This window comes from Paenibacillus sp. ov031 (assembly GCF_900143165.1).
Lineage (GTDB): Bacteria > Bacillota > Bacilli > Paenibacillales > Paenibacillaceae > Paenibacillus > Paenibacillus marchantiae.
Genome location: NZ_FRDO01000001.1, coordinates 2,138,920 through 2,165,023, shown reverse-complemented (window position 1 = coordinate 2,165,023; position 26,104 = coordinate 2,138,920). Strand labels below are relative to the sequence as shown.

Sequence of the window (26,104 nt, the reverse complement as noted above, 5' to 3'; positions counted from 1 at the left end):
TAAAATCAATGTTTTTTTGCAAATTAAGATGAAAATTTTCTTTTGGTCTAATCAAATACTGCAAATGACAATTCCAATACAATAGAAGAAAGATAATAGAATGTAGTATCGATAAAAAAAAGCGAACAATTGTTCTAAAAAGTCATTGTACAAAACATGTGTTCGTGTTATATTAATTTCAACGGATAGGAACAAACGTTTGGAGGTCGATATTTAATGAGATATTCTACTTATCAAAGCATTTACGAACCGGTGCGTTCAGAAGTGGTTGAAACTAACATAAGGAATTTTAAGAAGGTTTTTGCAAAAGGTAATGTCCCAACTTGGGTCTTGAAATTAATAATCGTAAGCTTAATTATACTGGTTGGATGCAGTACAGTACTCACTGTGTTCGCTGGCAATGAGAACGATTTATTGCCTGGAGGGAAGATGGCAGTTTCACAAGGAGATACACTATGGAGTATATCATTGGATCACAAACCTGAAACAATGGATACACGTGTATATATAGAAGCAATCAAGAAAGTGAATCAACTTCATTCAACTTCAATACAGGTGGGGCAAGTCTTAATACTGCCTCAATTCACAGATTAAAGCTGCATATCCACACGCGCTAATGCGTGTCAGCTTGACAAGCTGCCCTTAACATGTCAAAGTTAATATGACTTTGTATTTTTGGAGGGGACAAGCTTGGATATAGATAGTCTGGTAGCACGTATTAATGAATTGGCCCGTAAGCAAAAATCCACTGGATTGACAGAGGAAGAGCTCGCTGAACGTGCCAAACTTAGAGAAATCTATTTGAATAACATTCGAAGCAATTTCAGACAACAACTGGATACGATTGAAATTGTAGATGATGAGAACGATCAAGGCCACCAAGGCAAACTCAAACATTAAGGAAACCTAATGATATCATTATGATATTTAGGTTTTTTCCTGTTATCTAGAGGTTGCAAATTATAGGGGGAAATGTTGGTTTGCAGTTATGTAAGCCGATACAAAGAACATCTAAGGGGGATTCTCATGTCGCGTTCGTTCGAGAGAACGGTTCGAAAAAATTCTAAGCAGTTGAATCAGCAACGTAAAAAAAGCGGTAAACCGGTTTCTGGCACACCAGGTGAGGACGTATTTAAAGGACGCAGTCTTCTGTTTCCTATTTTTCTGATCGGACTAGCATTCCTGTACCTCTTTATGAGTACATTTCTTGTCAAAGCTCCGATGACCACTTGGGACTGGGTGACCTTGTTGCTGTATGTATTTTTGGCAGTCATCTTCATGCTCCGTCGTCCTTATGTCAAAATAGGAAGTAACCGGATTTTGACGACAAAAGGGAACCGTGAGCGTTCAATTGGAGTCGACGATATCGTGAAATTCAGAATTGAGCCAGGTACGGTTGTGATTGAGCATAATGCACGAGGTAAGAGATGGGTATTTACCAAACTACTGAATCGTTATGATACTGATGCAATTACTGAACGTCTTCTGAAATTCGCCAAAGCACATCAGATCACCGTGGAAACATACGAGAAAAAGTAATTTTGCATAAAGGGGAAGATGACCGAAATGGCGTTAAAAGCGATTTTGTTCGACCTAGATGATACTTTACTGTGGGATGAGCGCAGTGTTCGAGAGGCCTTTCATGAGACTTGCTTGATCGCAGCGCAAGAGACGGGCGTTAAACCCGAAGACCTTGAAGAAGCTGTTCGTAATGAGGCACGTAATCTGTATGAGTCTTATGAAACTTTTTCGTTTACCAAAATGATTGGGATTAACCCGTTTGAAGGTCTTTGGGCTAACTTCACGGGTGGGGATCAGCCGGAGTTTCGCCAGTTGGAGCAGCTCGCACCCGCATATCGTAAAGAGTCATGGCGTCGTGGCTTGTTAAAGCTGGGGGTTGATCGTGAAGATCTGGCGGAACAACTCGCCTTACAATTTGGGGCGGAGCGGAGGTCAAGACCCCATGTCTATGAAGAAACGATGGAAACGTTGAGTCATCTACAAGGGAAGTTCAAGCTTTTGCTTTTAACCAACGGCTGTCCTGCTTTACAACAAGAGAAACTTGATGGCGTTCCTGAATTGGCTCCTTTTTTTGACGAAATTATTATCTCGGGTTCGTTCGGTAAAGGCAAACCTGATCCTTCGATCTTCGAGCACGCATTGAGTAAGCTGGGAGTGCAACCTGAGGAGAGTATGATGGTTGGAGATAAGCTTACGACTGATATTCGTGGAGCATTGTCTGCAGGTATTCAATCTGTTTGGATTAACCGTGAGAATAAAGAGAATACCGAATCGTATGTGCCTGACCATCAAATCAAGCATTTATCCGAATTGGAACGAATCATTGCTGAATTCTCAATGAGTGCATCATAAATCGTATTTTTAGTGTACTACTCAAACATTGTTAGGTTTTATGAGATGTATTTTATCCATAAAACCTAACAATGTTTTTTTGTGTTGGGACAGCTTGAACTATACCGTAATAACAAAAGATGAAATTTTTTATTAAAAGTTATTGAAATTATAGAACTGCTGATTTAGAATATAACTAACATACTAGTATGACTAGTATGCGAATGAATGTAGCGAATATCTGTTGACTTACTTGAATGAAGTGGAAGCGGGAGTTATTCGCTATAATTTTCACATTGTTTGTAAGCGCTTTACATAATCGAAGTAACCATTTAGTTCTGGAAATACAACATGAAGTGGTTAGTAAGAAAATGAGGATAAGCATCTTAACCAATATGTGTCTCTAGTGATCTCCATAATTGATATCGCTTACATTATTTGTTTTATTCTACTGGTGGGGGTGAAGTTCATCTGATTACTTGTCTTCTACAAAAAGAAGAGATGATAAGAATTGATCGAAAACGCTTTTATTTTATCAAGCTTAGGATCGGAGTGAAATAACATATGGAGTCGGAAACCACTAAAACCACGCTAACGATGACATCTTTACGTAAAGAAAGCAGGTTGAGAACTATTACAGCTCTGCTTCGCAAAGATTGGCAGCTGTACTCACTGTTAATTCTTCCAATTATCTATCTTATTATTTTCAAATATGGGCCCATGCTCGGTAACGTAATCGCATTTAGACGATTTGTACCAGGAGGCAGTATTTTTGGAGAGACGTGGGTTGGATTCAGGTATTTCCAGATGTTCATTCAAGACCCAACCTTTTGGAAAGTATTTGGGAACACACTTATGCTCGGTGGACTTGCGTTACTTTTCACCTTCCCAGTTCCGATCATTTTTGCATTGCTGCTGAATGAGGTGAAAAGCAAACGTTTCAAAAAGTTTGTGCAGACCGCATCGTATCTTCCGCACTTCTTGTCCATCGTTATCGTTGCCGGAATGATTCTGCAATTAACGGCTGTTAATGGCTCTATTAACGGAATGGTATCATTCTTTACTGGAGACAGCATTCCTTTCATGCAACGTGCAGAATGGTTCAGAACAATCTATATCACCTCTGAGGTTTGGCAAGGTATGGGGTGGGGAGCCATTCTATATTTAGCTGCATTGACAACAATTGATGATTCTTTGTATGAGGCTGCGCGGATCGATGGTGCGAACCGTTGGAAGCAAACCCTCCATATAACCATACCGGGCATTTTGCCAACGATCGTTACATTGCTGATTTTGAACATGGGTAATTTCCTTGCGGTTGGATTTGAGAAAATCTTGCTCCTTTACAATCCGCTGATCTACGAGACATCTGACGTGATTTCTACTTATCTGTACCGGGTAGGTTTGCAGTCGAGCAATTTCAGCTATGCTACCGCCATTGGTTTGTTCGAATCCATTATTGGACTGATCCTGGTATTCTCGGTTAATGCCATTTCACGCAGACTGACACAACGAAGCTTGTGGTAAAGGAGGAGCAATATGCTGGAATCAAAATCATACAAAGTATTTAAAGTTTTCAATGCTATCTTTTTGCTGCTTGTGGTATTCATCACGCTCTATCCGTTTCTGAATGTCGTGGCCCAATCTTTCAGTAGCGAGGCTTATATCAATTCAGGCAAGGTAAGCATTATCCCAAGAGGATTTAATGTAGAAACCTACAAGACCATCTCTCGCGACAGCATGTTCTGGACCAACTATAAAAACACAATTATATATACCGTTGTAGGTACTTTGATTTCCATGTTCATGACGACCATCTTCGCTTATGCCCTATCCAAGAAAAGATTGATGGGACGAAAATTTTTGACGATGTTCGCTGTGTTCACGATGTTTTTCAGTGGCGGCTTGATTCCTAACTATGTCCTGATTAACTCTCTGGGCTTCAATAACACGATGTGGGCACTGGTTGTGCCTGGGGCAATCAGCATTTATAACATGTTAATTATGAAATCATTTTTCGAAAACATGCCTGAGGAGCTTGAGGAAGCGGCAGCCATTGACGGTTTGAATACGTATGGCATTTTGTTACGGATCATTCTACCGTTGAGTAAAGCTGTCATGGCAACGATGGTTCTGTTTTACGCTGTGGGACACTGGAACTCCTGGTTTCCTGCCTTCCTGTATCTCGACAAAAAGGAACTGTTTCCCGTTACGATCTACTTGCGCAACATGATTGCAGGTGCAACGGGAGGTGCTTCGGCTGGTGCTTCAGCGGATAATTTGACTCAAATTTCTGCAAATATCAAATCGGTCACGATGGTACTCACCATTTTGCCTATTTTAACGATTTATCCATTTGTTCAAAGATACTTTGTAACCGGTATCATGTTGGGATCTGTTAAACAGTAATCCTAACCCGATATAGTTCAACATCTTGATTGTAAGGCCAATCTAAACCACATGCAGGGGGAGAATTGAATGAAACATAGACCACGTAAGCTTGTAGGCAAGATGGTATTGGCAACAATGATGAGTGTCGTTCTGGCAGCATGTAGCAGCGGTGCTGGTGGAGAGAAAGTTGAACCAGAATCCAAGGGGGCCATGGAATCCTATGGTGTAGGAGAGACCTTCAAAGCCGCTGAACCATTTAATCTATCTATTCTGTACAGCGATCAGCCAGCATACCCGTACAAAAAGGATTGGCTCCTGTTCCAAAAAATCACGGAAAAAACCGGAGTCACGCTGGAGCCTACCATCGTTCCGATGAGTGACTATCCCCAGAAAAGATCCCTTCTGATCAGCTCTGGAGATGCCCCTCTGGTTATTCCGAAAACCTATCCGGGTGAAGAATCTGCTTTTGTATCCTCTGGTGCGATTTTGCCAGTGAGTGACTATGTTGATTTGATGCCAAATTTCAAAGATAAGGTTGAGAAATGGGGACTTCAGGATGAACTTGAGGGTCTTCGACAAGAAGATGGGAAATATTATGTACTCCCAGGTTTACATGAAGAGGTTTGGCCGGACTATACCCTTATTGTGAGAACTGATATTTTTGAGAAAAATAACATTGCCATTCCAAAGACATGGGACGAATTGTATGATGCCGCCAAAAAGCTAAAAGAAATCTATCCAGATTCCGTTCCGTTCTCAGATCGTTTCCAATTTAATAGTACCTTGAATATTGCTGCTACCAGTTTTGGAACGAAAGCTGGGTGGGGATTTGGCAATGGTTTAACGTATAAAGAAGATCAGGATGAATTTGTATACACTTCGACTACGCCGGAATACAAGGAAATGTTAACTTACTTTAACAAGCTTGTATCGGAGGGGCTGCTGGATAAAGAAAGCTTCACCCAGGACGATGACCAGGCTATTCAAAAGTTTGTTTCTGGAAAATCCTTCATTATTAATGGTAACTCGCAAACGGTAGTGCTTCATCGAAATGACATGAACAAAACGTTGGGAGAAGGAAATTTCTCCATCGCCAAAATTACAGTTCCTGGTGGTCCAAAAGGTCAATTGATGTCCGGCTCCAGACTTGAAAACGGTGTCATGATTTCCGGGAAAATTAAAGACAACGAGAATTTCAAAGCAACCATGCAATTTATTGACTGGTTATACTATAGTGATGAAGGTCAAGAATTTGCCAAATGGGGTGTAGAAGGCGAAACCTTCACCAAACAGGATGGCGTTCGTAAGTTGGCCGAAGATGTGAACTATAACGGATTGAATCCAAAAGGCACAAAGGACTTGCGCATCGACTATGGATTCTCCGGTGGTGTGTTTGCCTATGGAGGAACCACAGATTTGTTGCACTCCATGTTTAGTGAGGAAGAACTGAAATTCCAGCAAGACATGAAAGATATCAAAGAAGTGGTTCCTGCGGAGCCTCCAATTCCTTACTCGGATATCGATCGTGAACAGGTGACACTGCTTAGCACACCGCTTAAGGATTTCTCGGATCAAAATACGCTTAAATTCATTTTGGGAGAACGCAAACTTTCTGAGTTTGATGCATTTGTAAAAGAGCTGGAGAGCCAAGGCTTGCCTCAGTATATGCAGCTTTCCAATGACACATATAAGAAGTACAAAGAAAACAAGCAACAATAGATGTAAACTGAAATTTGCCCATTGCCGTTTCATTTAGGGAATTTAAGTGGAACGGCAAATTGTGCTAAGATGGATGAATATGGCTGAGAGGAAGAGGTTAAGGAATGTCACTTAATCAAAAGATTAGAGGTTCGACCCGGGCTTATTCATACAATCTGATAAAGGAACGAATTCTGCACCTTGAACTTGAGCCTGGTACCAAGATTTCCGAGAAGGAAATTGCGGATGAGTTGCAAGTAAGCAGAACGCCAGTACGTGAAGCTTTCATGAAGCTTGCCGAGGAAGAATTACTGGATATCATTCCACAGAGTGGAACTATTGTCTCCCATATTAATCTGGAGCATGTTGAAGAAGGCCGGTTTATGAGAGAGAAGATGGAGAAGGAAATTGTCACTCTGGCTTGTGCTTCTTTTCCGGAAGAATTCAGATTCAGACTTGAAACCAATATTGCCATGCAGGAAGTATGTATAGGGAAAAATAATTTCTATCGGCTTTTTGAACTGGATGAAGAGTTTCATCAGATATTGTTTCAAGGCACAGGAAAAATGAGAAGTTGGAAAATGCTACAGCAGCTCAATATTCCCTTTAATCGCCTTCGTTTATTACGCTTGTCTGAAGATTCCGATGCAGAGGTTATTATTTCACAACATAAAGAAATATACCGACTTATCACGGAACGTGAAACCGAGCGAGCTGTTGAGGTTATGGAAGCTCATCTCAGACTAGTTGTTGTTGAACAAGAGAAGATGAAGGCAAAATATCCACATTATTTTATATAGAACATCTAATGTTGTATACTATCTGAATATGCAGAAACCCCTGTTCGAATTGAACAGGGGTTTGTTGAGCAAATAATAGAATTTGCTTATTAGGCTTGTTTGATAAACGTTGGATCTGGGTAAGGATCTGCGATCCAGCCATCTTTTTCAATAAATAGACGCACGGCAATGATTTGTTTGTTCTCCATCAAAGTGAAGAAGTGTGGGGTGTTCTCAGGTACCGAGATAACGTCTCCAGGAGACAATTCTACATTAAAGTAACCTACATCATCTGTAGCTTTGATGACAAAGATTCCTTTGCCGGCTACAATTGCGCGGATTTCATCTTCAGCATGAGTATGAATCTCTTCAAATTTAGCAAGCTTCTCTTCAATATCTGGTGTTTGTTCAGACAGCGTGATTACATCCCAGATTTGGTACCCGCGACGTGCAGCCAAGTCTCTGATTTCATAGTCAAATGTGTTTAGTACTTCTTCTTTTTGTTCATCGGTGAGTCCAAAGTTGTTTTGCAGATCAGTTTTTAATTTGGACGCGTCCCATTTTTCAAATAGTACTTCATATTTGTTTAAGAAATTTCGAACATTTTCGTCTCCAGTGATACGTTCGTTCGTATTTCGGATTACAATTTCAGCCATGTTCTTTCCCTCTTTTCCACTTGGTTTAATCGCTATTATATCGGATTCCGCTATTTTTGTCGATTCACAAATTCATTCTACCTTCATAAAAACCGCCAGGGGACTGATCAAACCCGATCTTTCACATTAAGTTAGTTTCTGTTAAACTAAGATTTAACGTTTTGCGGAGGTGACGATATTGGATAAGCTTAGCCTACATGATGCATTAAAACAACGAATATTGATCCTCGACGGTGCAATGGGGACCATGATTCAACAAGTAGATCTCACAGGCGCAGATTTTGGCGGAGAAGACCTGGATGGTTGTAATGAAATGCTTGTACTTACACGTCCAGAGCTAATCCAGCGTATTCATGAGGAATATCTGGAAGCCGGTGCTGACTTAATTGAAACAAATACGTTTGGTGCAACTTCTGTTGTACTTGCTGAATATGACATTCAGGACCGTGCACGTGAAATTAATCTCGAAGCAGCCAGAATTGCAAAAGCGGCCGTGGATCGATTTTCGACACCGGAGTCTCCACGTTATGTGGTAGGTGCCATGGGACCTACAACCAAAACACTGTCAGTAACAGGTGGAGTAACTTTTCAAGAGCTCATCGACAGTTATTTTGAGCAAGCGCTTGCTTTAATTGAGGGAGGCGTTGATGCGCTGCTGCTCGAAACCTCACAAGATACGCTTAATGTAAAAGCAGGTAGCATTGGAATTCAACAGGCATTCGAACAAAGTGGTATCAAGCTTCCTTTGATGATCTCAGGAACGATCGAACCGATGGGTACAACCCTCGCTGGTCAGAACATTGAGTCTTTTTATATATCCCTAGAACACCTTAACCCAATTTCAGTGGGACTAAACTGTGCTACAGGTCCGGAATTCATGCGTGACCATATTCGCTCGCTTTCCGGAATGGCTTCAGTTGCAGTAAGTTGTTATCCAAATGCAGGGCTTCCGGATGAAAATGGTAATTACCATGAATCGCCTGAATCGCTTGCTCAGAAGATCGGTGCTTTTGCCGAACAGGGCTGGTTGAACATCGCGGGTGGCTGTTGTGGAACAACACCTGCACATATTCGGGCAATGCGGGATACACTTGCCAAGTACCCTCCAAGAGAAATGAACGGAACACATCCACCAGCATTGTCGGGAATTGATCCAGTCTACGTTGAACAGGACAATCGCCCTTACATGGTTGGGGAACGTACAAACGTACTTGGATCACGGAAGTTCAAGCGTCTTATTGTTGAAGGGAAATATGAAGAAGCTTCGGAAATTGCTCGGGCTCAGGTGAAAAATGGGGCACATGTTGTCGACGTTTGTGTTCAAGACCCGGACCGTGAAGAAGCCGAAGACATGGAGAAGTTCCTTGAACTTGTTGTCAAAAAAGTAAAGGTGCCACTGATGATTGATACGACAGATGCAGCCGTCATCGACCTTGCACTGCAATACTCTCAAGGTAAAGCGATAATTAACTCCATTAACCTTGAGGACGGCGAGGAAAAGTTCGAGCTGGTCACTCCGTTGTTGCATAAATACGGCGGTGCTGTCGTTGTAGGAACGATTGATGAACGCGGTCAAGCCATTAGTCGTGAGGACAAGCTGGAGGTAGCCAAGCGGTCTTACGATTTGCTGGTGAACAAATATGGATTAAAAGCCGAAGACCTGATTTTTGATACCCTGGTGTTTCCAGTAGGGACGGGCGATGAACAGTATATCGGTTCGGCCAAAGAAACAATCGAAGGTATTCGTGTCATTAAAGAAGCGATGCCTGAATGTCATACGATACTGGGAATCAGTAACATTTCATTTGGATTGCCTGAAGCAGGGCGTGAAGTGCTAAACTCTGTATTTTTATATGAGTGTACCAAAGCAGGTCTCGATTATGCCATCGTTAACACAGAGAAGCTAGAGCGTTATGCATCCATTCCGGCAGAAGAGCGCAGACTCTCGGAAGAGCTGTTATATAATACGAATGACGAAACACTAGCTGCCTTCGTAGCGGCGTTCCGTAACAAAAAGGTTGAGAAAAAAGAAAAGATTTCGAACCTGTCGTTGGAAGAACGTCTCGCATCGTATGTTGTTGAAGGAAGCAAAGAAGGTTTGCTGCCCGATCTGGAGCAGGCACTCGCCAAATATAAAGCCCTTGAAGTAATCAATGGCCCGTTGATGCGGGGCATGGAAGAAGTAGGGCGACTGTTTAACAATAATGAGCTGATCGTAGCAGAAGTGCTTCAGAGCGCGGAAGTTATGAAGGCTTCGGTAGCTTATTTGGAACAATTCATGGAGAAGAATGAGACGTCAGTTAAAGGAAAGATTATTCTAGCGACGGTAAAGGGCGACGTACACGACATTGGCAAAAACCTGGTGGAGATCATCCTTTCCAATAACGGTTACCGGATCATTAATTTGGGTATAAAAGTACCACCAGAGCGAATTATTGAGGCATACAGAGAAGAGAAAGTCGATGCGATCGGTCTATCCGGTCTGTTGGTAAAATCGGCGCAACAGATGATTCTTACAGCTCAGGACTTACGCACAGCAGGAATTGATGTACCTATTATGGTTGGTGGAGCGGCATTGACACGCAAATTCACCAAGAATCGTATACGCCCGGAATATAACGGCATGGTTGTATATGCAAAAGATGCGATGGACGGTCTGGATTTGGCCAACAAGCTGATGAACCCGAGCACTCGAGAAGTGATGCAGTTGGAGATGGACGCTGAAAAAGAGGCTGACGCAGCTGGCGCAGAAACTGTTAAATCCCTTCCCGAGCTAACTCGGGTAGAGCGTTCGGATATCGCAATAGACAACCCGGTTCTCGTTCCACCGGATCTGGAGCGACATGTTATGAGGAACTATCCGCTATCACACATATTACCGTATGTGAACATGCAGATGTTGCTAGGTCACCATCTTGGTTTGCGTGGCTCAGTAGAGCAGCTACTTGCTTCGGGTGATCGGAAAGCCACTGACCTGAAAGCGGTAGTGGATGATATTATGCAGGAAGCTGTTCGTGACGGGATTATTCAGGCGCATGCGATGTATCGTTTCTTCCCGGCTCAGTCCAGTGGTAACAGCGTCATCATCTATGACCCAGAGAATACAAGTAATATCTTGCATACATTTACGTTCCCTCGTCAAAAAGTTGAACCATACCTGTGTCTGTCCGATTTCTTGAAGCCAGTGGAATCTGGACAAATGGATTACGTTGGTTTCATGGTCGTAACGGCTGGGCACGGTGTAAGGGAGTTATCGACAGCTTGGAAGGAGCAAGGTGATTATCTTCGCTCACATGCTCTGCAATCCGTAGCGCTTGAAGTAGCAGAGGGATTAGCTGAGCGGGTTCATCATATGATGAGAGATATCTGGGGATTCCCGGATTCAGCACAGATGACCATGAAGCAACGTCATGGAGCACGCTATCAGGGAATCAGGGTATCGTTTGGATATCCGGCCTGTCCCGATTTGGAAGACCAAGGGCCACTGTTTAAGTTGTTACAGCCTGAGGATATTGGTGTGGAACTGACTGAAGGTTTCATGATGGAACCTGAAGCATCCGTATCGGCGATGGTATTCAGCCATCCGCAAGCGAAGTATTTTAACGTGGAGAAGGCTTAAAAGTAAAAGGTCAGGCAAAGCCCTCCGCATTGTCGGAGGCTTTTTGCTGGCAGCAGAAAGAGGTGCGATCCAGAGTGGAACTATATTTCCTGGGAACTAACGCTGGTGTACCTACGCTTCAACGGAATGTAACTTCCATAGGGCTGCGCATGTTGGATGAGCGCAGAGCATTGTGGTTGTTTGACTGTGGGGAAGGAACCCAGCATCAAATTTTAAGTTCTCCGCTTAAATTGAGCAAATTGGAGAAAATATTTATCACCCATTTACATGGAGATCATGTATTTGGACTTCCAGGTCTGCTCTCCAGCAGAGCATATCAGGGTGGCACTACACCGTTAACGGTGTATGGTCCGCCAGGAACTGAACGAATGATCATGACAACTATGGAGCTGAGCCAGTCACGTCTAAACTATGATCTAAGCATTGTAGAACATACAGGTGGAGTGCTTTTCGAAGATGAGAGCTTCATTGTGGAATCTGCGTTGCTGGAACATCGTATCGACAGTTACGGGTATCGGATTACCGAAAAGGATCGTCCAGGCAGCTTGGACCCTGCAAAACTGGCTGAGTATGGCTTGAAGCCGGGGCCGCTATTTGGTCGCTTGAAGCGGGGAGAAACGATTACCCTCGACAACGGGGACTTCCTTCGCCCAGAAGATGTGTTGGGTGCACCCAAGCGAGGGATGGTCATTACCATCTTGGGAGATACGCGCCCATGTAAAAATGTACAGCCACTTGCACTAAATGCGGATGTTCTTGTACACGAAGCCACGTTTCTGCATGATTTGGCTGATACGGCTCATGAGTACTATCATAGTACTTCGAAGCAAGCGGCTGAGGCGGCGAGAGCGGCAGATGCAGGACAGCTGATCATGACCCATTTTAGCTCTCGCTACAAAGATGAGGATCAGTTGCAGCCACTTCTGGAAGAAGCGCAGTCGATATTCCCAAATACGAAACTTGCGATTGAACACGAGCTGATTCCAGTTGTTTACCGTAAGAGCGAATCCTAATGGTGGATGTGCGAAACAGTACAGCCAAACAAGACGGGAGAACAAGCCGTTAATTGCACGGGACTGAGGGGAAGTTACTCCCGAGGTCCCTTTTGCAATCTGGCCGGAAAGCGTGTAGGATGGGCAATATGAGCAGGGAAATGATTCAATTATTTTCCGGGAAAGCGCAGGAAATGACAAGCTTGTACAGAAGACGCGCGGGGCTAGACGTCCGTGTTCGATTCGGTTCGACGTGTTGCGTGCAGATGCGAGCAAGCCATTTTTATGTACTGTATACATAGGTTAGCATTGAAGTTCGATGCAAATGGTTAAGGACATGAAATGTTAATGGAATAAAGAAAGGAAGTGCTGTATATGATTAAGGCCTATCTGATCGACCTGGATGGTACGCTCTATCATGGCAGACATCGTATCGAAGGAGCCGATAAGCTTATTCAGACATTGAATGAACAAGGCATGCCTTATTTATTTGTGACTAATAATTCTTCTCGTACACCACAAGGTGTGGCAGATCATCTGAACGGGATGGGTATCCCCGCTGATGCATCTCAGGTATGTACTTCTGCGGTGGCGGCTGCGGAATACGTGGCACAAGAGTCTCCGGGTGCGAAAGTGGCTTGTATCGGAGAAGAAGGGCTTTTGCAAGCGATAGAAGCTGCAGGGCTTACACTAACAGATGATGAACCTGATTACGTTATACAAGGAATTGATCGTGAATTTTCCTATCATAAATTGACCAAAGCGCTTCGCTGGATCAATGGCGGTTCTAAATCTGTCATGACCAATCCTGATTTGCAGCTACCTTCTGATGATGGGCTTACGCCGGGAGCGGGGACGATTGGGGCAGCGATAGAAGCAGCAACCGGAGTTCATCCTACCGTCATTGGCAAACCGTCAAGTATTATTATGAAGTCGGCTATTAGCCGATTGAACTTAAAGTCTGATGAAGTTGCTGTAATCGGAGACAATATGCGTACAGATATTGCGGCAGGAGCAGCTGCGGGTTGCGAGACCCTGCTGGTTCTTACTGGAATAACGACACGGGACAATATGGATAGCCACATCCAGGCGACCAAGGTTCGTCCTGATCATGTGTTTGAAGATTTGCATAAACTGATTGAGTGGCTGTCGCAGACGACAAGCCAAGCATCCAAGAAGGGGTAGATGTACGATGCCGGAATTGCCGGAAATGGAAAACTACCGGACCTTGCTGTCCGAGAAAATACTCGATTTGCCGATTACAGGTGTGGTGGTTAACCGTGAAAAGTCGATTAATACTGATCCTGATGTGTTCACCCGTGAACTGACAGGCAATCGTATCATATTTGTAGAGCGCCGGGCCAAACATTTGATTTTTCATCTGGCTAATGGTAAGCGGCTTGTGCTGCACCTTATGCTGGGCGGAATGATTTTCTGGGGTACAGAAGCTGAACGCCCTGATCGTTCCACTCAAGTGGAAATTCAGTTTGGAGAATATACTTTATTCTTTATCGGGCTCCGTTTAGGATATCTGCATCTGCTTACTTCCAAAGAGACGGAAGAGGCCATGTCTGACCTTGGACCTGAACCTCTTGATCGGCGCATGAATGCAGAACGTTTTGCTGCCCTGTTGAAAGGACGCCGGGGTACACTCAAAACTACACTGGTTAATCAACACATTATTGCTGGAATCGGAAATTGTTATTCGGATGAGATTGCATTTGCAGCAGGCCTGAGACCAAGCTCCAAGACGCAAAATATTGCTGCTTCGTCTGAACTCACAGCACGTTTGTACCATTCTGTGCAATCCGTGTTGCGGGAAGCTGCCTCGGAAGGCGGTTATATGGAAATGCCGTTGATGCAGGGAGATACCAAGACGGGAAGTTTTGACGAGCAGTGCCGAGTGTATGATCGTGAAGGGGAAACTTGTCCTCGTTGTGGGGGAACGATAGCTCGCGTGGAAATTACGGGCAAGAAGGCTTTCTTCTGTCCGGATTGCCAGCATGAGGCTTAAAAGTGGAATCGGGGCACATGTCAGCACCAGAGGTGGATTTCTTCAGGCAGCCAAGCGAGCATATGAGATGGGGGCTACGGCATTTCAATATTTTCCGAAGAACCCGCGGAGCCTTGGCTTGAAAGAACTGGACCTCAAAGATGCTGAACAGTGTCGGGATTGGTGTGAGAAGCAGGGGATATCTTCCATTGCCCACTCACCCTATCCCACGAATCCAGCTTTGGGCAAAACCCGAGGAGAGGCGGGTTTTCATGCAACCATCGCATCGATACAAAATGATCTGCATATTGCAGATGCCTGCGGTTCAGTAGGGACTGTAGTCCATTTTGGACATCTCAAGAGCAATGAACCACTTGAAGGATATCAGAATCTCATATCCTGTCTGGATGCCGCTTTAGCAGATTGGGATGGACAGGCTAAGGTTCTGCTTGAAAATCAGGCTGGGGATCATGGTCCCATGGGTACGACGATGGAAGAGTTGATACAGATTCGTAAGCTAAGCCGGTATCCTGAACATATTGCTTTTTGTTTTGACACGTGTCATGCTTTTGCTTCAGGCATGTGGACGTCAGGCAATGAGGCATCCATGCTGGAGAAAGGCAGACTGCTGGGATTCTGGGATGCTCTTGCGGCTGTTCACTTTAATGATTCGAAATATCCTTCCGGTTCATGCAAGGACAGACATGCACGGATTGGACAGGGTTATATAGGGAAAAAAGCCATGCAGGAACTGTTATGTGCGCCTGAATTTCAGCAAGCGGTAGTTGTCCTGGAAACAGAATCAGGCGAAGATGGAACACACCGTGGTGACATTGAACTCATGCGTTCCTGGCTTTAAATGGGAGAGGAGCGATTGTAATGCATGTTTTTTTGGATGATTACCGGGCATGTCCGAAAGGGTTTGTTCTGGCTACCAATGCAGAAGAATGCCTGATGCTGCTTAGAGAAGGTGACGTGGACATTCTATCCCTGGATTTTGAACTGGGTCCAGATTCACCGAATGGCGGAGAAGTTGCTGCTTCGATCGTCCGGGAAGGTTTGTTTCCACGCCAGATCTATTTGCACACGTCCAGCATGTATGGCAAACGTCAGATGTACGAATTGTTGTACAGCAATAAACCAGACTCTGTTACCGTCCATAATGGTCCGATGTCGGGCGAGGTTATGCTGCGAGTTGCTGCGGGAGAAGAAAGCTGATGAAGCCGATTACGACCAAAATGTTAATGCGTGGTGTATGGGAAGGCATGCCTCAGGCTGTATTTATCTATACCCCGCTATGCGGAACTTGTGCAGCAGCGCGTCGAATGCTTGAGATCGCCGAACATTTGCTGCCCGAAGGGATTTTGACCGAGATGAATATTCACGATATCCCGGAACTTGTACAGCAGTTTCAGATTTCGAGCGTGCCTGCGGTTATGCTGTTTGATGGAGAACATGATGTGCCCAGAATGGTTTATCGGATGAACTCTGTCGAGCATCTGTTAGGGGAAATCCGAAAGGCGGTGCTAAAATGAGTGTAATCTCGATGGAGCATGTCTCTCTTAGAAGGGAAGACAATCAGATTCTGGATGACGTTGATCTGCATGTTAAAGAAGGCGAGCATTGGGTGATTCTTGGGCGTAATGGTTCAGGTAAAACAACGCTGCTGGAAATGATGAATGGATATATGTTTCCAAGTCAGGGGCGCATTGAAGTATTGGGCAATCTGTATGGTCAATGTGATGTGCGGGAGGTTCGGAAAGAAATTGGTTATATCAGTCAGACATTGATTGAGAAACTGACACCTCGAGATCCGGTGTGGGAAGTTGTCGCAACAGGAGCTTATGCTTTTTTGCGTTTCTATCAAACGATCCCGGATGATGTGAAGGCCAAAGCATTGAACCTGCTTGATGAAATGGGCTTTGCAAAACTGGCTAATCATCCGCTCGGCACCCTTTCTCAAGGAGAACGCAAAAAAGTGATGCTGGCTCGTTCATTGATGGCAGATCCCAAATTGCTGATTATGGACGAGCCTTGTGCCGGACTCGATCTGTATGAACGCGAGAAAATGTTGGCCGAAATTGATCGACTGCGTAAGCGAAATATCACTGTCGTTTATGTGACTCATCACGTCGAAGAGATCGTACCTTTGTTCACACACGTGGCCTTGATCCGCGATGGACGTATTGCTGCGGCAGGGCCCAAACATGAAGTTTTAACACAAGATACAATTAAGCATACGTACGATGTTCCGGTTGATATCCAGTGGGATGATGGACGTCCCTGGATTCGCGTACGTTCTGGAGGGTAACACATTTTGAGTACACAGTCATCTTGGGGTGAAGGAGACTTCTCCCGTTTTATTTGCACAGCCAATCATGGTTTTGCGCCCTATGCTCAGGAGGAATTGCGCCGTACGTTCGGGGCAGTAAAGAGCACGGTACTCGTACCAGGTGAGATTCTGCTTGCCGGTCTTCCGATTGCGGAAGAAGAGGTAGCGATCAAGCTTTTGGAAGAAAGCCCGACGTTTTTACGTCATATTCAACCTGTTCAATTTCAGGAAAATACGGAAGATTCAGCGCAAGCAATGGAAAAATTGATTTCATTTGTGTTGAACCATACGGAGTTAACAGGCACTAAAGTTACATTACAAGTTCGTAAAACCGAAGGTGCCTTCTGGCAGGAGAACGCTGCTTCTTTGAAACAGCTATTGACTGAGAAGCTGGATGATCTTGGGTGTGAGTGGGTTGTTCGTGATGCGGATCATGTTATATCTGTCTTCGTAACAGATGACATGTTATATGCCGGTGTATCCAGACCTGATCAAAATCTGTCGGACTGGAGTGGCGGAGCAGTTCGTTTTCAGAAGGAAGAGGGGCAAATCTCCCGCGCCAAATTCAAATTGCTTGAAGCGGAGCAGACATTTGGCATCGACTTTACTTCTTTTCACAAAGCATTGGACATCGGTGCTGCACCAGGTGGATGGACCTCTTTCCTGCTTGAGCGCGGGCTTGAAGTTACAGCTGTTGATCCGGCCAAGATGGATGCGACCCTGCTGGAATCGCCCAAACTGACCTTTTTGAAAAAAAATGCCGGTGATGTACGTTTCCGCGAAGGGGAATTTGATCTGCTCGTATGTGATATGAGCTGGAGCCCCAAGCTGATGAGCCGTCTTATATCGGATCTGTTATACAGTCTTCAATCAGGGGGAACAGCAGTTGTAACGGTGAAGTTATTGCATAAGAAGCCGCTCGCTTTGATTAAAGAAGTCATCGATACATTTGAGCGCTCCCGGATGCAGATTCAGCGTTCCAAACAGTTGTTTCACAACCGTGAAGAAATCACGCTATATATGATTAAGTATTAAGTTATTAAAGGCATTAAACTTTATGCTTTACAATACCTTATTGCCTATACTATAATGATACCAATATTAACCATAACAAGTTGAGGGAAAGCATCCCGAAGTGAAGAGTCCGGATATCCGGTCTGTTCCGCTTCGGTGAAGCTTTCCCTTTTTTGTTATGCACACAAGGAGGAGTCTATATGAGACATCCGGCTAGGCTCGAGCGTGGAAGCCTGCTGGGGGGAAGGTACCGTATTGTGTCCATTCTCGGTTCGGGTGGAATGAGTCATGTATATGAAGCAGAGGATTTGAAGTTGCCAGGCAAAACCTGGGCGATCAAAGAAAGCGTGACGGCGATGCCATACGAAGGCAGTATGGAGTCAGAAGCTGCTCTTCTTACATCTCTGAGGCATCCCAGATTACCGCAAATCGTAGATTTTTTTGTACCGGATGAGCTGGGGTATACCTATCTTGTTATGGAGTACATTGAGGGATTGACACTTAGTGACTATTTCAAGCAATGTCGGGGGAAGATTCCGCTTGAACATATGACCGAGTTTGTGCTTCAGCTGCTGGATGTATTAAGTTATTTGCACAGTCTGGACCCACCTGTCATCTATCGGGATTTGAAACCATCCAACATTATGATTACACCGGAACATGAAGTGAGACTGATTGATTTTGGGATAGCGCGGAGCTATAAAGCACAAAGAGTCGATGATACGGTTAAATTGGGAACGGCCGGCTTCGCTGCACCAGAACAATATGGTTCAGGACAGACTGATGCGCGTTCTGACCTGTACGGGCTTGGAGCATTGTTGCTCTATCTCATGACTTGTGGAACTTATACGGAATGGATTCAGGGAGTTGAGAGCTCCATTCGCAGTGATGTTCCACGTACCTATATTCCTGTTGCGAGAAGGTTGTTGCGACTGAATCCGAATGAGCGCTTTCAATCGGCTGATGAAGTTCGTAAGGAGCTGCTGCGCAGACCGGGAATAGCGGCTGGTGGTTCAGAAACGACGGTGACGATAAGCGGAGGGACAAGAGTGATCGCTTTGACGGGGGCATCATCCGGAGTTGGGGTTACACATACGGCCATAGCCATCAGTCACTATCTGGAGCGGCATAACTTCAAAGTGGCCATAATCGAGATGTCGCCACGTTCCCAATCGTTTGCACGGATTCAACAAGTCGCACATGCAGGTAAACCCGTGCCAGCAGGCAGACAGTTTGCAGTGGATGGTGTACATTACTGGAAACAATCGGGACGTGCAGACATCCTGTCTTTATTGGGAGGCAGCTATCAGTTCATTGTGATGGATCTGGGCAGTGGTCAGGATCAGAACCGGCTTGAAGAATTTCTCAGAGCTGACTTGCCCATTGTTATAGGTTCGGGTGCCGAATGGAGACAAGCTGAGATTGGATCTTTTGTCCGTTCACACAACCGGTACCCGAGAGACAAATGGATCTACTGCCTGCCACTCGCAGCAGCTGACGCAGTTCAGCGCATGCGCAAAACGTTGGACACTTCCAGTGTCTACGGTCTGCCTTTACATATCGATCCCTTTGATCGGGAACCGCAGATGGATAAGGTTTTTGCTCATATTCTGACTCATATGATGGGGCAGCTTCCCAAGAAACGTTCATTCTTTGCAAGAAAAAGAGTACATGATTAGAAGAGATTGCGAAAGGAGAGCCTCTTTTGTCTAAATTAAGAAAACAAAGCCGTCAACTGATTTACGCTGGATTGACGGGAGCAGGAGCAATCGGTTTGTTGTTTGGGGCATATGTCATTTACAATGTCAAAACCATGAGTGATACGAGGTCTGAAGTGGAGGCCCGATACTCATCAGCCTACGAACAAAAAGAAGCTGAATTGATGCAACAATGGAACTCGGGGGCACAGGGATGGGTGACAATACGGGATGTTGAAGCAGGGGAGTCGATATTGCCCGAGGATATCAAACTCATAGCCGTTCCGGATGCACAGGCACCAAGGAATCTTTGGTCCAGCTCCAAGCAGATGGATGGTCAAGTGGCGAAAATAGAATTAAAAAAGGGAACAGCCATTACAACTGAAATGGTGTATGAAGATACCCCGGCACCGCCGGATCTAAGGAATCGTGAACTACAGGTTGTGTTATTACCTTCTTCACTTGCTAAGGGAGACATCATTGATATTCGTATTCAGTTTCCAACGGGTCAAGACTACATTCTCCTGTCCAAAAAGAAAGTCCAAAGATTAAATGCAGCTACACTATGGATTACGATGACGGAGGAGGAGATCCTTTCCCTTTCAAGTGCAATTGTAGATGCCTATTTACATAAAGCTTCAATCTATGCCTTAACCTATGTAGAACCACAGTTCCAGACACCAGCGATTCCGACATACCCTGCTAACAATGAAGTGTTAAAACTGCTGGAGAGTGATCCTAATCTTGTACGTCGGGCTGAAGTGGAGTTAGCGCGGCAAGTACGGAGTTCGTTAGAAAGCTCACTCGCCGCATCCATCTCAGCGCCCTCCCAAGGTGTGGAGCAGGACGTTGCACAGTCCTCCGTTTCATACAATAGTCGCCCTGGAGCGAATAACTCTTCATCTACTGATGGGGTCATCTGGAATGATGGTTCTGGTAGCGGCGGAACGACGGGTACAGGGAGCAATGATTCTTCAGCATCTGCTTCAAGTGCGGATGAGCAGAAAAGCTTGCTGACGGGCGGGGAGTAAAAAGCAGGAAAAACCATTTATTATTCATGTAACAACGTTTAAAAGAAATTAAAAGGAGATTCGATAGCTATGCAAACATGGATCTTTGCTGGGTTATGCGAGAAGAATGACCTGATGCTGTACCTTTGCAAAATACTGGCGTCCTCCGGTAAACGTGTCTTGCTTGTTGATGGAACATTACAGCAGAAATATGGATACGGCGTTGGGGAAAGTCAGCAATCTCTGCGTATTACAGAATTTGAAGGTTTTGATATCGCATGTCAGTTCGTAACTTCAACAGCGGTTGAGAGTCATCTTGAAGCGAGTGGCGAGAAATTGGAGAGTTATGATTACGTCCTTTACGACATGGAAACATCACACTTTGCGTCACGTGATCTATGGCTCACGGCAGATATCCGTGTCTGGGTCAGTGATTATGAACGTTACAATCTGGAACGGGGCAAAGGCTGGCTCAAGCGGTTGCTTGAAGAGCAGTCCCTACCAGCAGAACTACCATTTCAGCGCATTTTGATTAATGCCGTTGATTGCAAACTGGAAGCTCGATATTTGTGGGCGTATCTGGAAGGTAGTCCATTTGTATGGACAGGGGAATCGCTGATGTTGCCTTGGGATGAACTGACTGCAGCGGTCAAACTGGAAAATGAGCATCATCGCCGTATTCGCCTGGGGCCATTGTCACGGAACTATAAAAAATCGCTATGCAGGTTAGTGGAGCAGTTGACCGGATGGGAAAATGTCCAGAGTCGCCGGGCCATTAAAGAAGCAGAAAGGATGAGGGCATGAGCACCATTACGTTTTGGAGTCCTTTTGCAGGAACAGGCAGCACCTCAAGTGCGTTGATCGGCGCCTATGCGATGGCCCTTCAATATAGGACAAGAATTTTGCTTGTAAATACAGGTCCTGTCGGGAGCAGCACAGAAGCTGCCCTCCCACCTAAAGAAATAGAGGACACGGGATCCGTATTTACATTCGAGGAGGGGGGATGGGATGCTCTGGAACGGCTGCATATTAGCGGGAGTCTGAACAAGCATAATTTGAGGGACTACACCAAGCCGCTCCTTAATGACCGTCTGGATTTGTTGACTGGCAGAATTAATCGATTGGAACGTTCAACAGAAGAGCATGTGGAGACATTAAAAAGGCTGTTGCACGTAGCCAATGAATATTATGATCTGGTTCTTCTCGATGCAGATCGCGCAGGCACTAGTGACCAGGTTCTGCTGGATCAAGCGGACTATGTTGTGGTGAACCTGAATCAAAATATGAGGGATCTGGAGTATTTTTTTGAAAAAATCAGACCCGAGAGCATGAGTGATCAGAAACTGCACATCGTGCTGAATAAGTATGATCCTCATTCACGCGCAACCATCACCAATATTCGTCGGCGTTTTCGATACAAAGGCTCGATATCAGTGTTGCCTTATACCACCGGATTTCTGGATGCCTTCAATCGTCGTGATGCGGCTGCGTACTTGCAATTGGAAGGTCTGAGCAACAATAAAGATATTCGTAAAGGGAGCTTTGCCGCAAGTATGGCTGAACTCGCTCGTCTTATTATGGATGGGGCAGGGATGCGTACCGTACTAAAAAGGCTGGAAAGGGGAGCCTGAACATCTGATGCTCTGGAATACCCTATGGTTAATTTTAATTTTGCTGTTATGTCTTGCGTATGTTTGGTTCAAATACAGAGCTTCCCATCGTGAAAAAAATAACCGTGCTCCTGAGCGCGAATCCTTCACGATTGAAGTGCTGACAGAGAAAGTAAAGAACTCGCTTCATGAGCTTAGTCATAGTCAACTTGCGGATGCAGGATTGCACGAAGAAGAATATCGCCGAAGAATCAATCAGCGTGCCGAGATGCGCAAGGCGCTTAAAGGTTGTGTATCAGGAAGCATCAGTGATAAAACGTATGTCAAAAACCTGATAGGTGATCTGCTTACCCGCAGTATAGGACTGAATAAGTCAAATATCGATGAGGTCATATATTTTGGAGAAGCTGAGTTGCTGACGGTTCAGGATCAATTCGAAATCGTGTTTTATCTATACCGGCAGCAATTTGGTGTCGATGCCTTGTCACGCATGATTGACACTTATGATCTTGGCAGATTGAGGCTGAGTGAAGGTGCAGACGACGGAGGAAGTTACTATATCTCCGAGGAGGACATCCGATATGTGTTTGAGTGTGAGTATAGAGAGCTTGGATTCAGAGAAAAAACAGATATCATCGTTCAACGTATCTACCAGCATTACAAAGGTTTCTCGGTGGTTGATGAAATAAGAGATCAACGAATAGATGGCGTTAGTGGTGGTGTGAGTGGCATGCTGGATGCCCTTCAGGATATGGGGCTACGGCAGCCAGCTTCGTGGAATGATCTGCTCACAGATGGACTTGAAGATGCTCCCCTTGAAGAACCACTTACTGGAATGGAAAGTGTCTGGATTTTCTATAAAGGTAAGTCCATTCATCTGTCTTTCCTGTCGTTTGGCAATATCCGTGAACTGAAGAGGGTATGTCAAAATATTTATAAATACAACTATCCGGGACAGCTTTCGGAAGCAAATGGATACAAGGTGAACGAGATGAAGGATGGATCACGTGTCGTTGTTGTGCGTCCTCCCTTTGCCGAATCATGGGCATTCTTTGTCCGGAAATTTGATATTCCCAATGCTTCACTGGAACAGTTGATTACTGGTAACAACGCAGATCTGCCAATCACTTTGCTGCAATATTTGATGAAAGGCAGTCGAATCACAGCTGTAACAGGAGCACAGGGATCGGGTAAAACGACACTACTTATGGCAATGGTGAAGCATATTTACGCTTCGTATACCCTGCGTGTACAGGAGATGGCTTTCGAGTTACAGCTTCGGCGTATATACAGTCGGCGTAACATACTAAGCTTCCGGGAGACGGAGCACATCTCAGGTCAACAGGGACTGGACTTACAGAAAAAGACGGATGGTACTGTAAATATTCTCGGTGAGGTCGCAAGTGACGAAGTAGCCGCATGGATGATTCAGATGTCCCAGGTTGCCAGTCTGTTCACCCTGTTTACCCATCATGCCAAAACGTTTCGTGATTTGGTTTTCTCCCTCCGTAATTCACTGCTCAAAACAGGTATGTTCCAACATGAACATATTGCCGAGGAGCAAGTAGTAAGTGTCATTAATTTCGATGTACATATGAAAAAGGACGCAGAGGGACGAAGATATATCGAACGAATTACGGAGTGTCTGCCACGTGCGAATAAAGGGGATAGCGTTGAGGAACGGGCGGGATTTACGTTTCGCAATGTGATCGAGTACAAGGATGGCAATTACGTCATCACAGCTCCGATCTCCATAGGAAGCATTACGGATATGCGGGATCAGATGACACTGCAGGACGCTGCGCTGTTCGAACAGTTCATCAAGCAACATTGGGGTGATACCTATGACCGTTAAGATAGCTCTTCTGTTGGTGTTGGGGATATGTGCAGGTGGCCTGATAATCACGCTACTTGTACTGAACCTGTTACGTCACAGAGGAGGAGACAATGCAAGTAAATCTATCGGGATCGCTACGCTAAACGGCACTCGTACGCTGCGGTGGGGATCGGTCCTGTTACAGTCTTATCGGTGGGGCATGAAAGTGCCGCTATTCTCTGCTTATATTTTACAAGTACAGAAACGAATCTCATTCCGGCATGTAGGCGACGAACCAGCATTAAGACGAATGACTATGAACGTGGTTCTAATTATCTTCGGAGGATACGGGAGTATCAGTGTAATCCTTTTCCTTATGCAGCCGGGTATCGCCTTTGTTATATTGTCGGTACTCTGCGCTGTAGTTCTAAACAGCCTTGTACTGGATATGTGTCTGAATCGTATGGAGAAGCGACTTTTGGTACAGATGCTGGACCTGTTTGCCGACGTGAGACATCGGTATCATCAGCATGGAATGGTAGAGGAGGCACTTTATGAAGCAGCGGAAGCAGGTAAAGGAGAGGCTGCCGAGCAAGTGCTGTTGATCTATGAAGCATTGACTTCTCCGGATCCGAACGAAGCTTTGGAACGGTACTATGAGATTGCGCCAAATCGCTTTCTTAAAGGTTTTGCCGGTATTTCATATATGGTGATGGAGTTCGGGGATAAAGACAGAGCACAGGGTTCGATTTACTTGAAAGGCCTGGGGAATCTGACGCAGGAAATTCATCTGGAGATTTTGCGGCGGGACAAATTGGACTATCTGTTAAAAGGGTTGAATATCATCGCCCTGGCCCCCGTTCTATTCACAGCTCCAATCGAACGTTGGGCCAGAGGAAGTTTTCCGACTATGGATGAATTTTATCGCAGCAAAATCGGGTTTGTAACCAAAATATCGATCTATGTCATTATCATACTTGCCTACCTGCTTTTGCAAAGACTTCAGCAATATGATGAAACCCGCTATCGGACAGGGCGCAAACACTCCAGAATCGATCAGTTCCTATACAGGCAGACGTTCATTCGTAAAGTCGCGATGTTGTTCGTGGCCAAACCTGGCAGTACCAATTACAGTCAAACCGTAAGACTGATGCGGGAAAGTAGCTCGGAACTGAAATATGAATGGCTGGCGATACGAAGGCTGATGTTATTTGTAAGTTGTTTTGTCCTGACCATTGGATGTGTCTTTCTGCTGCATCAGGTTGAACGAAATCATATTTTACATGATCCTGTGAGAGATGACCGGATGTTTGGCGCGATGGGAGAGGCGGAGTTGAAGCAGGCTACCGAGAAGACAAGCTTGGATCAAGCTGTACTCGAGCGCATCGAAATGAAGCGAGGAGCAACTTTTGATGAGATCTCCAATGCATTGCAGTCCGTAAATCCCGTTCCACTGGAGCATGATGCACAGACTGAAACTATCGCACGCATCCTGCAGAAGCTGGAAGGTTACAACAAGCAATATCTCCACTGGTGGGAGTTAATTATTGCAATGATGATAGGTTTAGCGGGTTATCACATGCCGATCTGGCTCATGATGTTCCAGCGCAAGATGAGAAGCATGGACATGAGGCATGAAATCTATCAGTTTCAGACGGTTATCTCAATCTTGCGAGAGATGGACCGTATGTCTGTAGAGGAAATACTGGAATGGCTCAATCGCTTTGCTGTCATTTTCAAAAGACCACTGCAAAAATGTCTGTTGCACTTTGAACATGGGCCGGAGCATGCACTTGAACAATTGAAAGAAGATGCAGGTCTGCCTGAATTTCAGCGTTTGGTTGAAAAACTGCAACTTGCACTTGGGAAAATTTCGATTCGAGAGGCATTTGATGATCTGGATAGTATGATGGCCTTTTATTTTGAACAACGGAAGCAGGAATACACCAAGATGATTGATGTTAAAGCATCATGGGGAAGAATGATCGGGTTTACACCGATGTATGCCCTGATCTTCCTCTATCTGGTCATTCCGCTGGTAGGCATGAGTTTCCTGCAAATGAACATTTATTATGAACAGATTCAGAAACTGTAACGACCATGTACGTCACAGTCTGAAATAAATTAAAAACGATATAGGAGGAT

General features: G+C 44.9%; 24 protein-coding genes. 23 read left to right on the top strand and 1 reads right to left on the bottom strand.

The genetic code is table 11. From position 1 onward, the window contains the following. Positions 1–216 precede the first annotated feature (216 nt). The 8 genes from BUA17_RS09190 to BUA17_RS09155 all read left to right on the top strand — a co-directional run bounded on the left by BUA17_RS09190 (position 217) and on the right by BUA17_RS09155 (position 7,241). Entirely contained in the window at positions 217–594 is a 378-nt protein-coding gene (locus tag BUA17_RS09190; RefSeq protein ID WP_072733302.1) for a LysM peptidoglycan-binding domain-containing protein, read from the top strand. A 96-nt stretch (positions 595–690) separates the two neighbouring features. Further along, complete coding sequence (locus BUA17_RS09185) at positions 691–900, top strand: DUF896 domain-containing protein (protein ID WP_024630398.1); 210 nt, start codon at positions 691–693, stop codon at positions 898–900. Between the two features lie 126 nt (positions 901–1,026). Further along, a complete protein-coding gene (locus BUA17_RS09180; RefSeq protein WP_072733301.1) occupies positions 1,027–1,539 on the top strand; it encodes a hypothetical protein in 513 nt (170 codons plus the stop codon). A gap of 27 nt (positions 1,540–1,566) precedes the next feature. After that, positions 1,567–2,373, top strand: a complete 807-nt coding sequence (locus tag BUA17_RS09175) for an HAD family hydrolase (protein WP_072733300.1) — start codon at positions 1,567–1,569, stop codon at positions 2,371–2,373. 543 nt (positions 2,374–2,916) lie between these two features. Next, positions 2,917–3,879 (top strand): ABC transporter permease, encoded by a 963-nt coding sequence (locus BUA17_RS09170; RefSeq protein WP_072733299.1) that lies wholly within the window; start codon positions 2,917–2,919, stop codon positions 3,877–3,879. A 12-nt stretch (positions 3,880–3,891) separates the two neighbouring features. Beyond that, a complete protein-coding gene (locus tag BUA17_RS09165) occupies positions 3,892–4,761 on the top strand; it encodes a carbohydrate ABC transporter permease (protein ID WP_024630394.1) in 870 nt (289 codons plus the stop codon). A gap of 69 nt (positions 4,762–4,830) precedes the next feature. Beyond that, positions 4,831–6,462, top strand: coding sequence for an ABC transporter substrate-binding protein (locus BUA17_RS09160; protein WP_072733298.1), 1,632 nt, complete (start codon positions 4,831–4,833; stop codon positions 6,460–6,462). Positions 6,463–6,566: 104 nt separating this feature from the next. Then, complete coding sequence (locus BUA17_RS09155; protein ID WP_063562858.1) at positions 6,567–7,241, top strand: GntR family transcriptional regulator; 675 nt, start codon at positions 6,567–6,569, stop codon at positions 7,239–7,241. A gap of 89 nt (positions 7,242–7,330) precedes the next feature. Here BUA17_RS09155 and BUA17_RS09150 read toward each other — a convergent pair whose 3' ends face one another. Next, a complete protein-coding gene (locus BUA17_RS09150) occupies positions 7,331–7,876 on the bottom strand; it encodes a cupin domain-containing protein (protein ID WP_063562857.1) in 546 nt (181 codons plus the stop codon). Between the two features lie 178 nt (positions 7,877–8,054). On the opposite strand from BUA17_RS09150, the gene metH reads away from it, so the two are divergent. The 15 genes from metH to BUA17_RS09075 all read left to right on the top strand — a co-directional run bounded on the left by metH (position 8,055) and on the right by BUA17_RS09075 (position 26,054). Continuing rightward, positions 8,055–11,495 carry a methionine synthase gene (gene metH / locus BUA17_RS09145; protein WP_072733297.1) on the top strand — a complete coding sequence of 1,147 codons (3,441 nt, stop codon included), beginning with the start codon at positions 8,055–8,057 and terminating at the stop codon, positions 11,493–11,495. A gap of 74 nt (positions 11,496–11,569) precedes the next feature. After that, positions 11,570–12,508 carry a ribonuclease Z gene (rnz, locus tag BUA17_RS09140; RefSeq protein ID WP_072733296.1) on the top strand — a complete coding sequence of 313 codons (939 nt, stop codon included), beginning with the start codon at positions 11,570–11,572 and terminating at the stop codon, positions 12,506–12,508. 354 nt (positions 12,509–12,862) lie between these two features. Beyond that, positions 12,863–13,672 carry a TIGR01457 family HAD-type hydrolase gene (locus tag BUA17_RS09135; protein WP_063562855.1) on the top strand — a complete coding sequence of 270 codons (810 nt, stop codon included), beginning with the start codon at positions 12,863–12,865 and terminating at the stop codon, positions 13,670–13,672. A 7-nt stretch (positions 13,673–13,679) separates the two neighbouring features. Then, a complete protein-coding gene (locus BUA17_RS09130) occupies positions 13,680–14,501 on the top strand; it encodes an Fpg/Nei family DNA glycosylase (protein ID WP_063562854.1) in 822 nt (273 codons plus the stop codon). Next, the gene (locus tag BUA17_RS09125) at positions 14,491–15,339 is read left to right on the top strand and encodes a deoxyribonuclease IV (protein WP_063562853.1); all 849 of its coding nucleotides are present in this window, start codon (positions 14,491–14,493) and stop codon (positions 15,337–15,339) included. The genes BUA17_RS09130 and BUA17_RS09125 overlap by 11 nt, the downstream gene beginning before the upstream one ends. Before the next feature lie 20 nt (positions 15,340–15,359). Continuing rightward, positions 15,360–15,698, top strand: a complete 339-nt coding sequence (locus BUA17_RS09120; RefSeq protein WP_063562852.1) for a cyclic-phosphate processing receiver domain-containing protein — start codon at positions 15,360–15,362, stop codon at positions 15,696–15,698. Further along, entirely contained in the window at positions 15,698–16,015 is a 318-nt protein-coding gene (locus BUA17_RS09115) for a thioredoxin family protein (protein WP_053780884.1), read from the top strand. The genes BUA17_RS09120 and BUA17_RS09115 overlap by 1 nt, the downstream gene beginning before the upstream one ends. Continuing rightward, on the top strand, positions 16,012–16,791 hold the full coding sequence (locus BUA17_RS09110) for an ABC transporter ATP-binding protein (protein ID WP_072733295.1): 780 nt from the start codon (positions 16,012–16,014) through the stop codon (positions 16,789–16,791). Before BUA17_RS09115 ends, BUA17_RS09110 begins: the two co-directional genes overlap by 4 nt. A gap of 6 nt (positions 16,792–16,797) precedes the next feature. Beyond that, complete coding sequence (locus BUA17_RS09105) at positions 16,798–17,847, top strand: SAM-dependent methyltransferase (protein ID WP_072733294.1); 1,050 nt, start codon at positions 16,798–16,800, stop codon at positions 17,845–17,847. A 179-nt stretch (positions 17,848–18,026) separates the two neighbouring features. Then, on the top strand, positions 18,027–19,505 hold the full coding sequence (locus BUA17_RS09100; protein WP_072733293.1) for a serine/threonine protein kinase: 1,479 nt from the start codon (positions 18,027–18,029) through the stop codon (positions 19,503–19,505). Positions 19,506–19,531: 26 nt separating this feature from the next. Continuing rightward, positions 19,532–20,554, top strand: a complete 1,023-nt coding sequence (locus BUA17_RS09095) for an SAF domain-containing protein (RefSeq protein WP_063562848.1) — start codon at positions 19,532–19,534, stop codon at positions 20,552–20,554. Positions 20,555–20,623: 69 nt separating this feature from the next. After that, complete coding sequence (locus tag BUA17_RS09090) at positions 20,624–21,337, top strand: hypothetical protein (RefSeq protein ID WP_064637143.1); 714 nt, start codon at positions 20,624–20,626, stop codon at positions 21,335–21,337. Continuing rightward, on the top strand, positions 21,334–22,164 hold the full coding sequence (locus tag BUA17_RS09085) for a CpaE/TadZ family protein (RefSeq protein ID WP_072733292.1): 831 nt from the start codon (positions 21,334–21,336) through the stop codon (positions 22,162–22,164). Before BUA17_RS09090 ends, BUA17_RS09085 begins: the two co-directional genes overlap by 4 nt. A gap of 7 nt (positions 22,165–22,171) precedes the next feature. Beyond that, complete coding sequence (locus BUA17_RS09080; protein WP_063562845.1) at positions 22,172–23,998, top strand: P-loop NTPase family protein; 1,827 nt, start codon at positions 22,172–22,174, stop codon at positions 23,996–23,998. Continuing rightward, a complete protein-coding gene (locus tag BUA17_RS09075; RefSeq protein WP_072733291.1) occupies positions 23,988–26,054 on the top strand; it encodes a hypothetical protein in 2,067 nt (688 codons plus the stop codon). The genes BUA17_RS09080 and BUA17_RS09075 overlap by 11 nt, the downstream gene beginning before the upstream one ends. The last annotated feature ends 50 nt before the right edge of the window (positions 26,055–26,104 follow it).

Excerpts from the sequence above, each read along its gene's own strand:
- BUA17_RS09150 (WP_063562857.1), bottom strand. The coding sequence starts at position 7,876 with ATGGCTGAAATTGTAATCCGAAATACGAACGAACGTATCACTGGAGAC.
- BUA17_RS09080 (WP_063562845.1), top strand. The coding sequence starts at position 22,172 with ATGCTCTGGAATACCCTATGGTTAATTTTAATTTTGCTGTTATGTCTT.
- BUA17_RS09125 (WP_063562853.1), top strand. The coding sequence starts at position 14,491 with ATGAGGCTTAAAAGTGGAATCGGGGCACATGTCAGCACCAGAGGTGGA.
- BUA17_RS09160 (WP_072733298.1), top strand. The coding sequence starts at position 4,831 with ATGAAACATAGACCACGTAAGCTTGTAGGCAAGATGGTATTGGCAACA.
- BUA17_RS09090 (WP_064637143.1), top strand. The coding sequence starts at position 20,624 with ATGCAAACATGGATCTTTGCTGGGTTATGCGAGAAGAATGACCTGATG.
- BUA17_RS09085 (WP_072733292.1), top strand. The coding sequence starts at position 21,334 with ATGAGCACCATTACGTTTTGGAGTCCTTTTGCAGGAACAGGCAGCACC.
- BUA17_RS09130 (WP_063562854.1), top strand. The coding sequence starts at position 13,680 with ATGCCGGAATTGCCGGAAATGGAAAACTACCGGACCTTGCTGTCCGAG.
- BUA17_RS09155 (WP_063562858.1), top strand. The coding sequence starts at position 6,567 with ATGTCACTTAATCAAAAGATTAGAGGTTCGACCCGGGCTTATTCATAC.
- BUA17_RS09180 (WP_072733301.1), top strand. The coding sequence starts at position 1,027 with ATGTCGCGTTCGTTCGAGAGAACGGTTCGAAAAAATTCTAAGCAGTTG.
- BUA17_RS09175 (WP_072733300.1), top strand. The coding sequence starts at position 1,567 with ATGGCGTTAAAAGCGATTTTGTTCGACCTAGATGATACTTTACTGTGG.
- BUA17_RS09115 (WP_053780884.1), top strand. The coding sequence starts at position 15,698 with ATGAAGCCGATTACGACCAAAATGTTAATGCGTGGTGTATGGGAAGGC.
- BUA17_RS09120 (WP_063562852.1), top strand. The coding sequence starts at position 15,360 with ATGCATGTTTTTTTGGATGATTACCGGGCATGTCCGAAAGGGTTTGTT.
- BUA17_RS09190 (WP_072733302.1), top strand. The coding sequence starts at position 217 with ATGAGATATTCTACTTATCAAAGCATTTACGAACCGGTGCGTTCAGAA.
- BUA17_RS09110 (WP_072733295.1), top strand. The coding sequence starts at position 16,012 with ATGAGTGTAATCTCGATGGAGCATGTCTCTCTTAGAAGGGAAGACAAT.
- BUA17_RS09100 (WP_072733293.1), top strand. The coding sequence starts at position 18,027 with ATGAGACATCCGGCTAGGCTCGAGCGTGGAAGCCTGCTGGGGGGAAGG.
- BUA17_RS09135 (WP_063562855.1), top strand. The coding sequence starts at position 12,863 with ATGATTAAGGCCTATCTGATCGACCTGGATGGTACGCTCTATCATGGC.
- BUA17_RS09170 (WP_072733299.1), top strand. The coding sequence starts at position 2,917 with ATGGAGTCGGAAACCACTAAAACCACGCTAACGATGACATCTTTACGT.
- BUA17_RS09165 (WP_024630394.1), top strand. The coding sequence starts at position 3,892 with ATGCTGGAATCAAAATCATACAAAGTATTTAAAGTTTTCAATGCTATC.
- BUA17_RS09075 (WP_072733291.1), top strand. The coding sequence starts at position 23,988 with ATGACCGTTAAGATAGCTCTTCTGTTGGTGTTGGGGATATGTGCAGGT.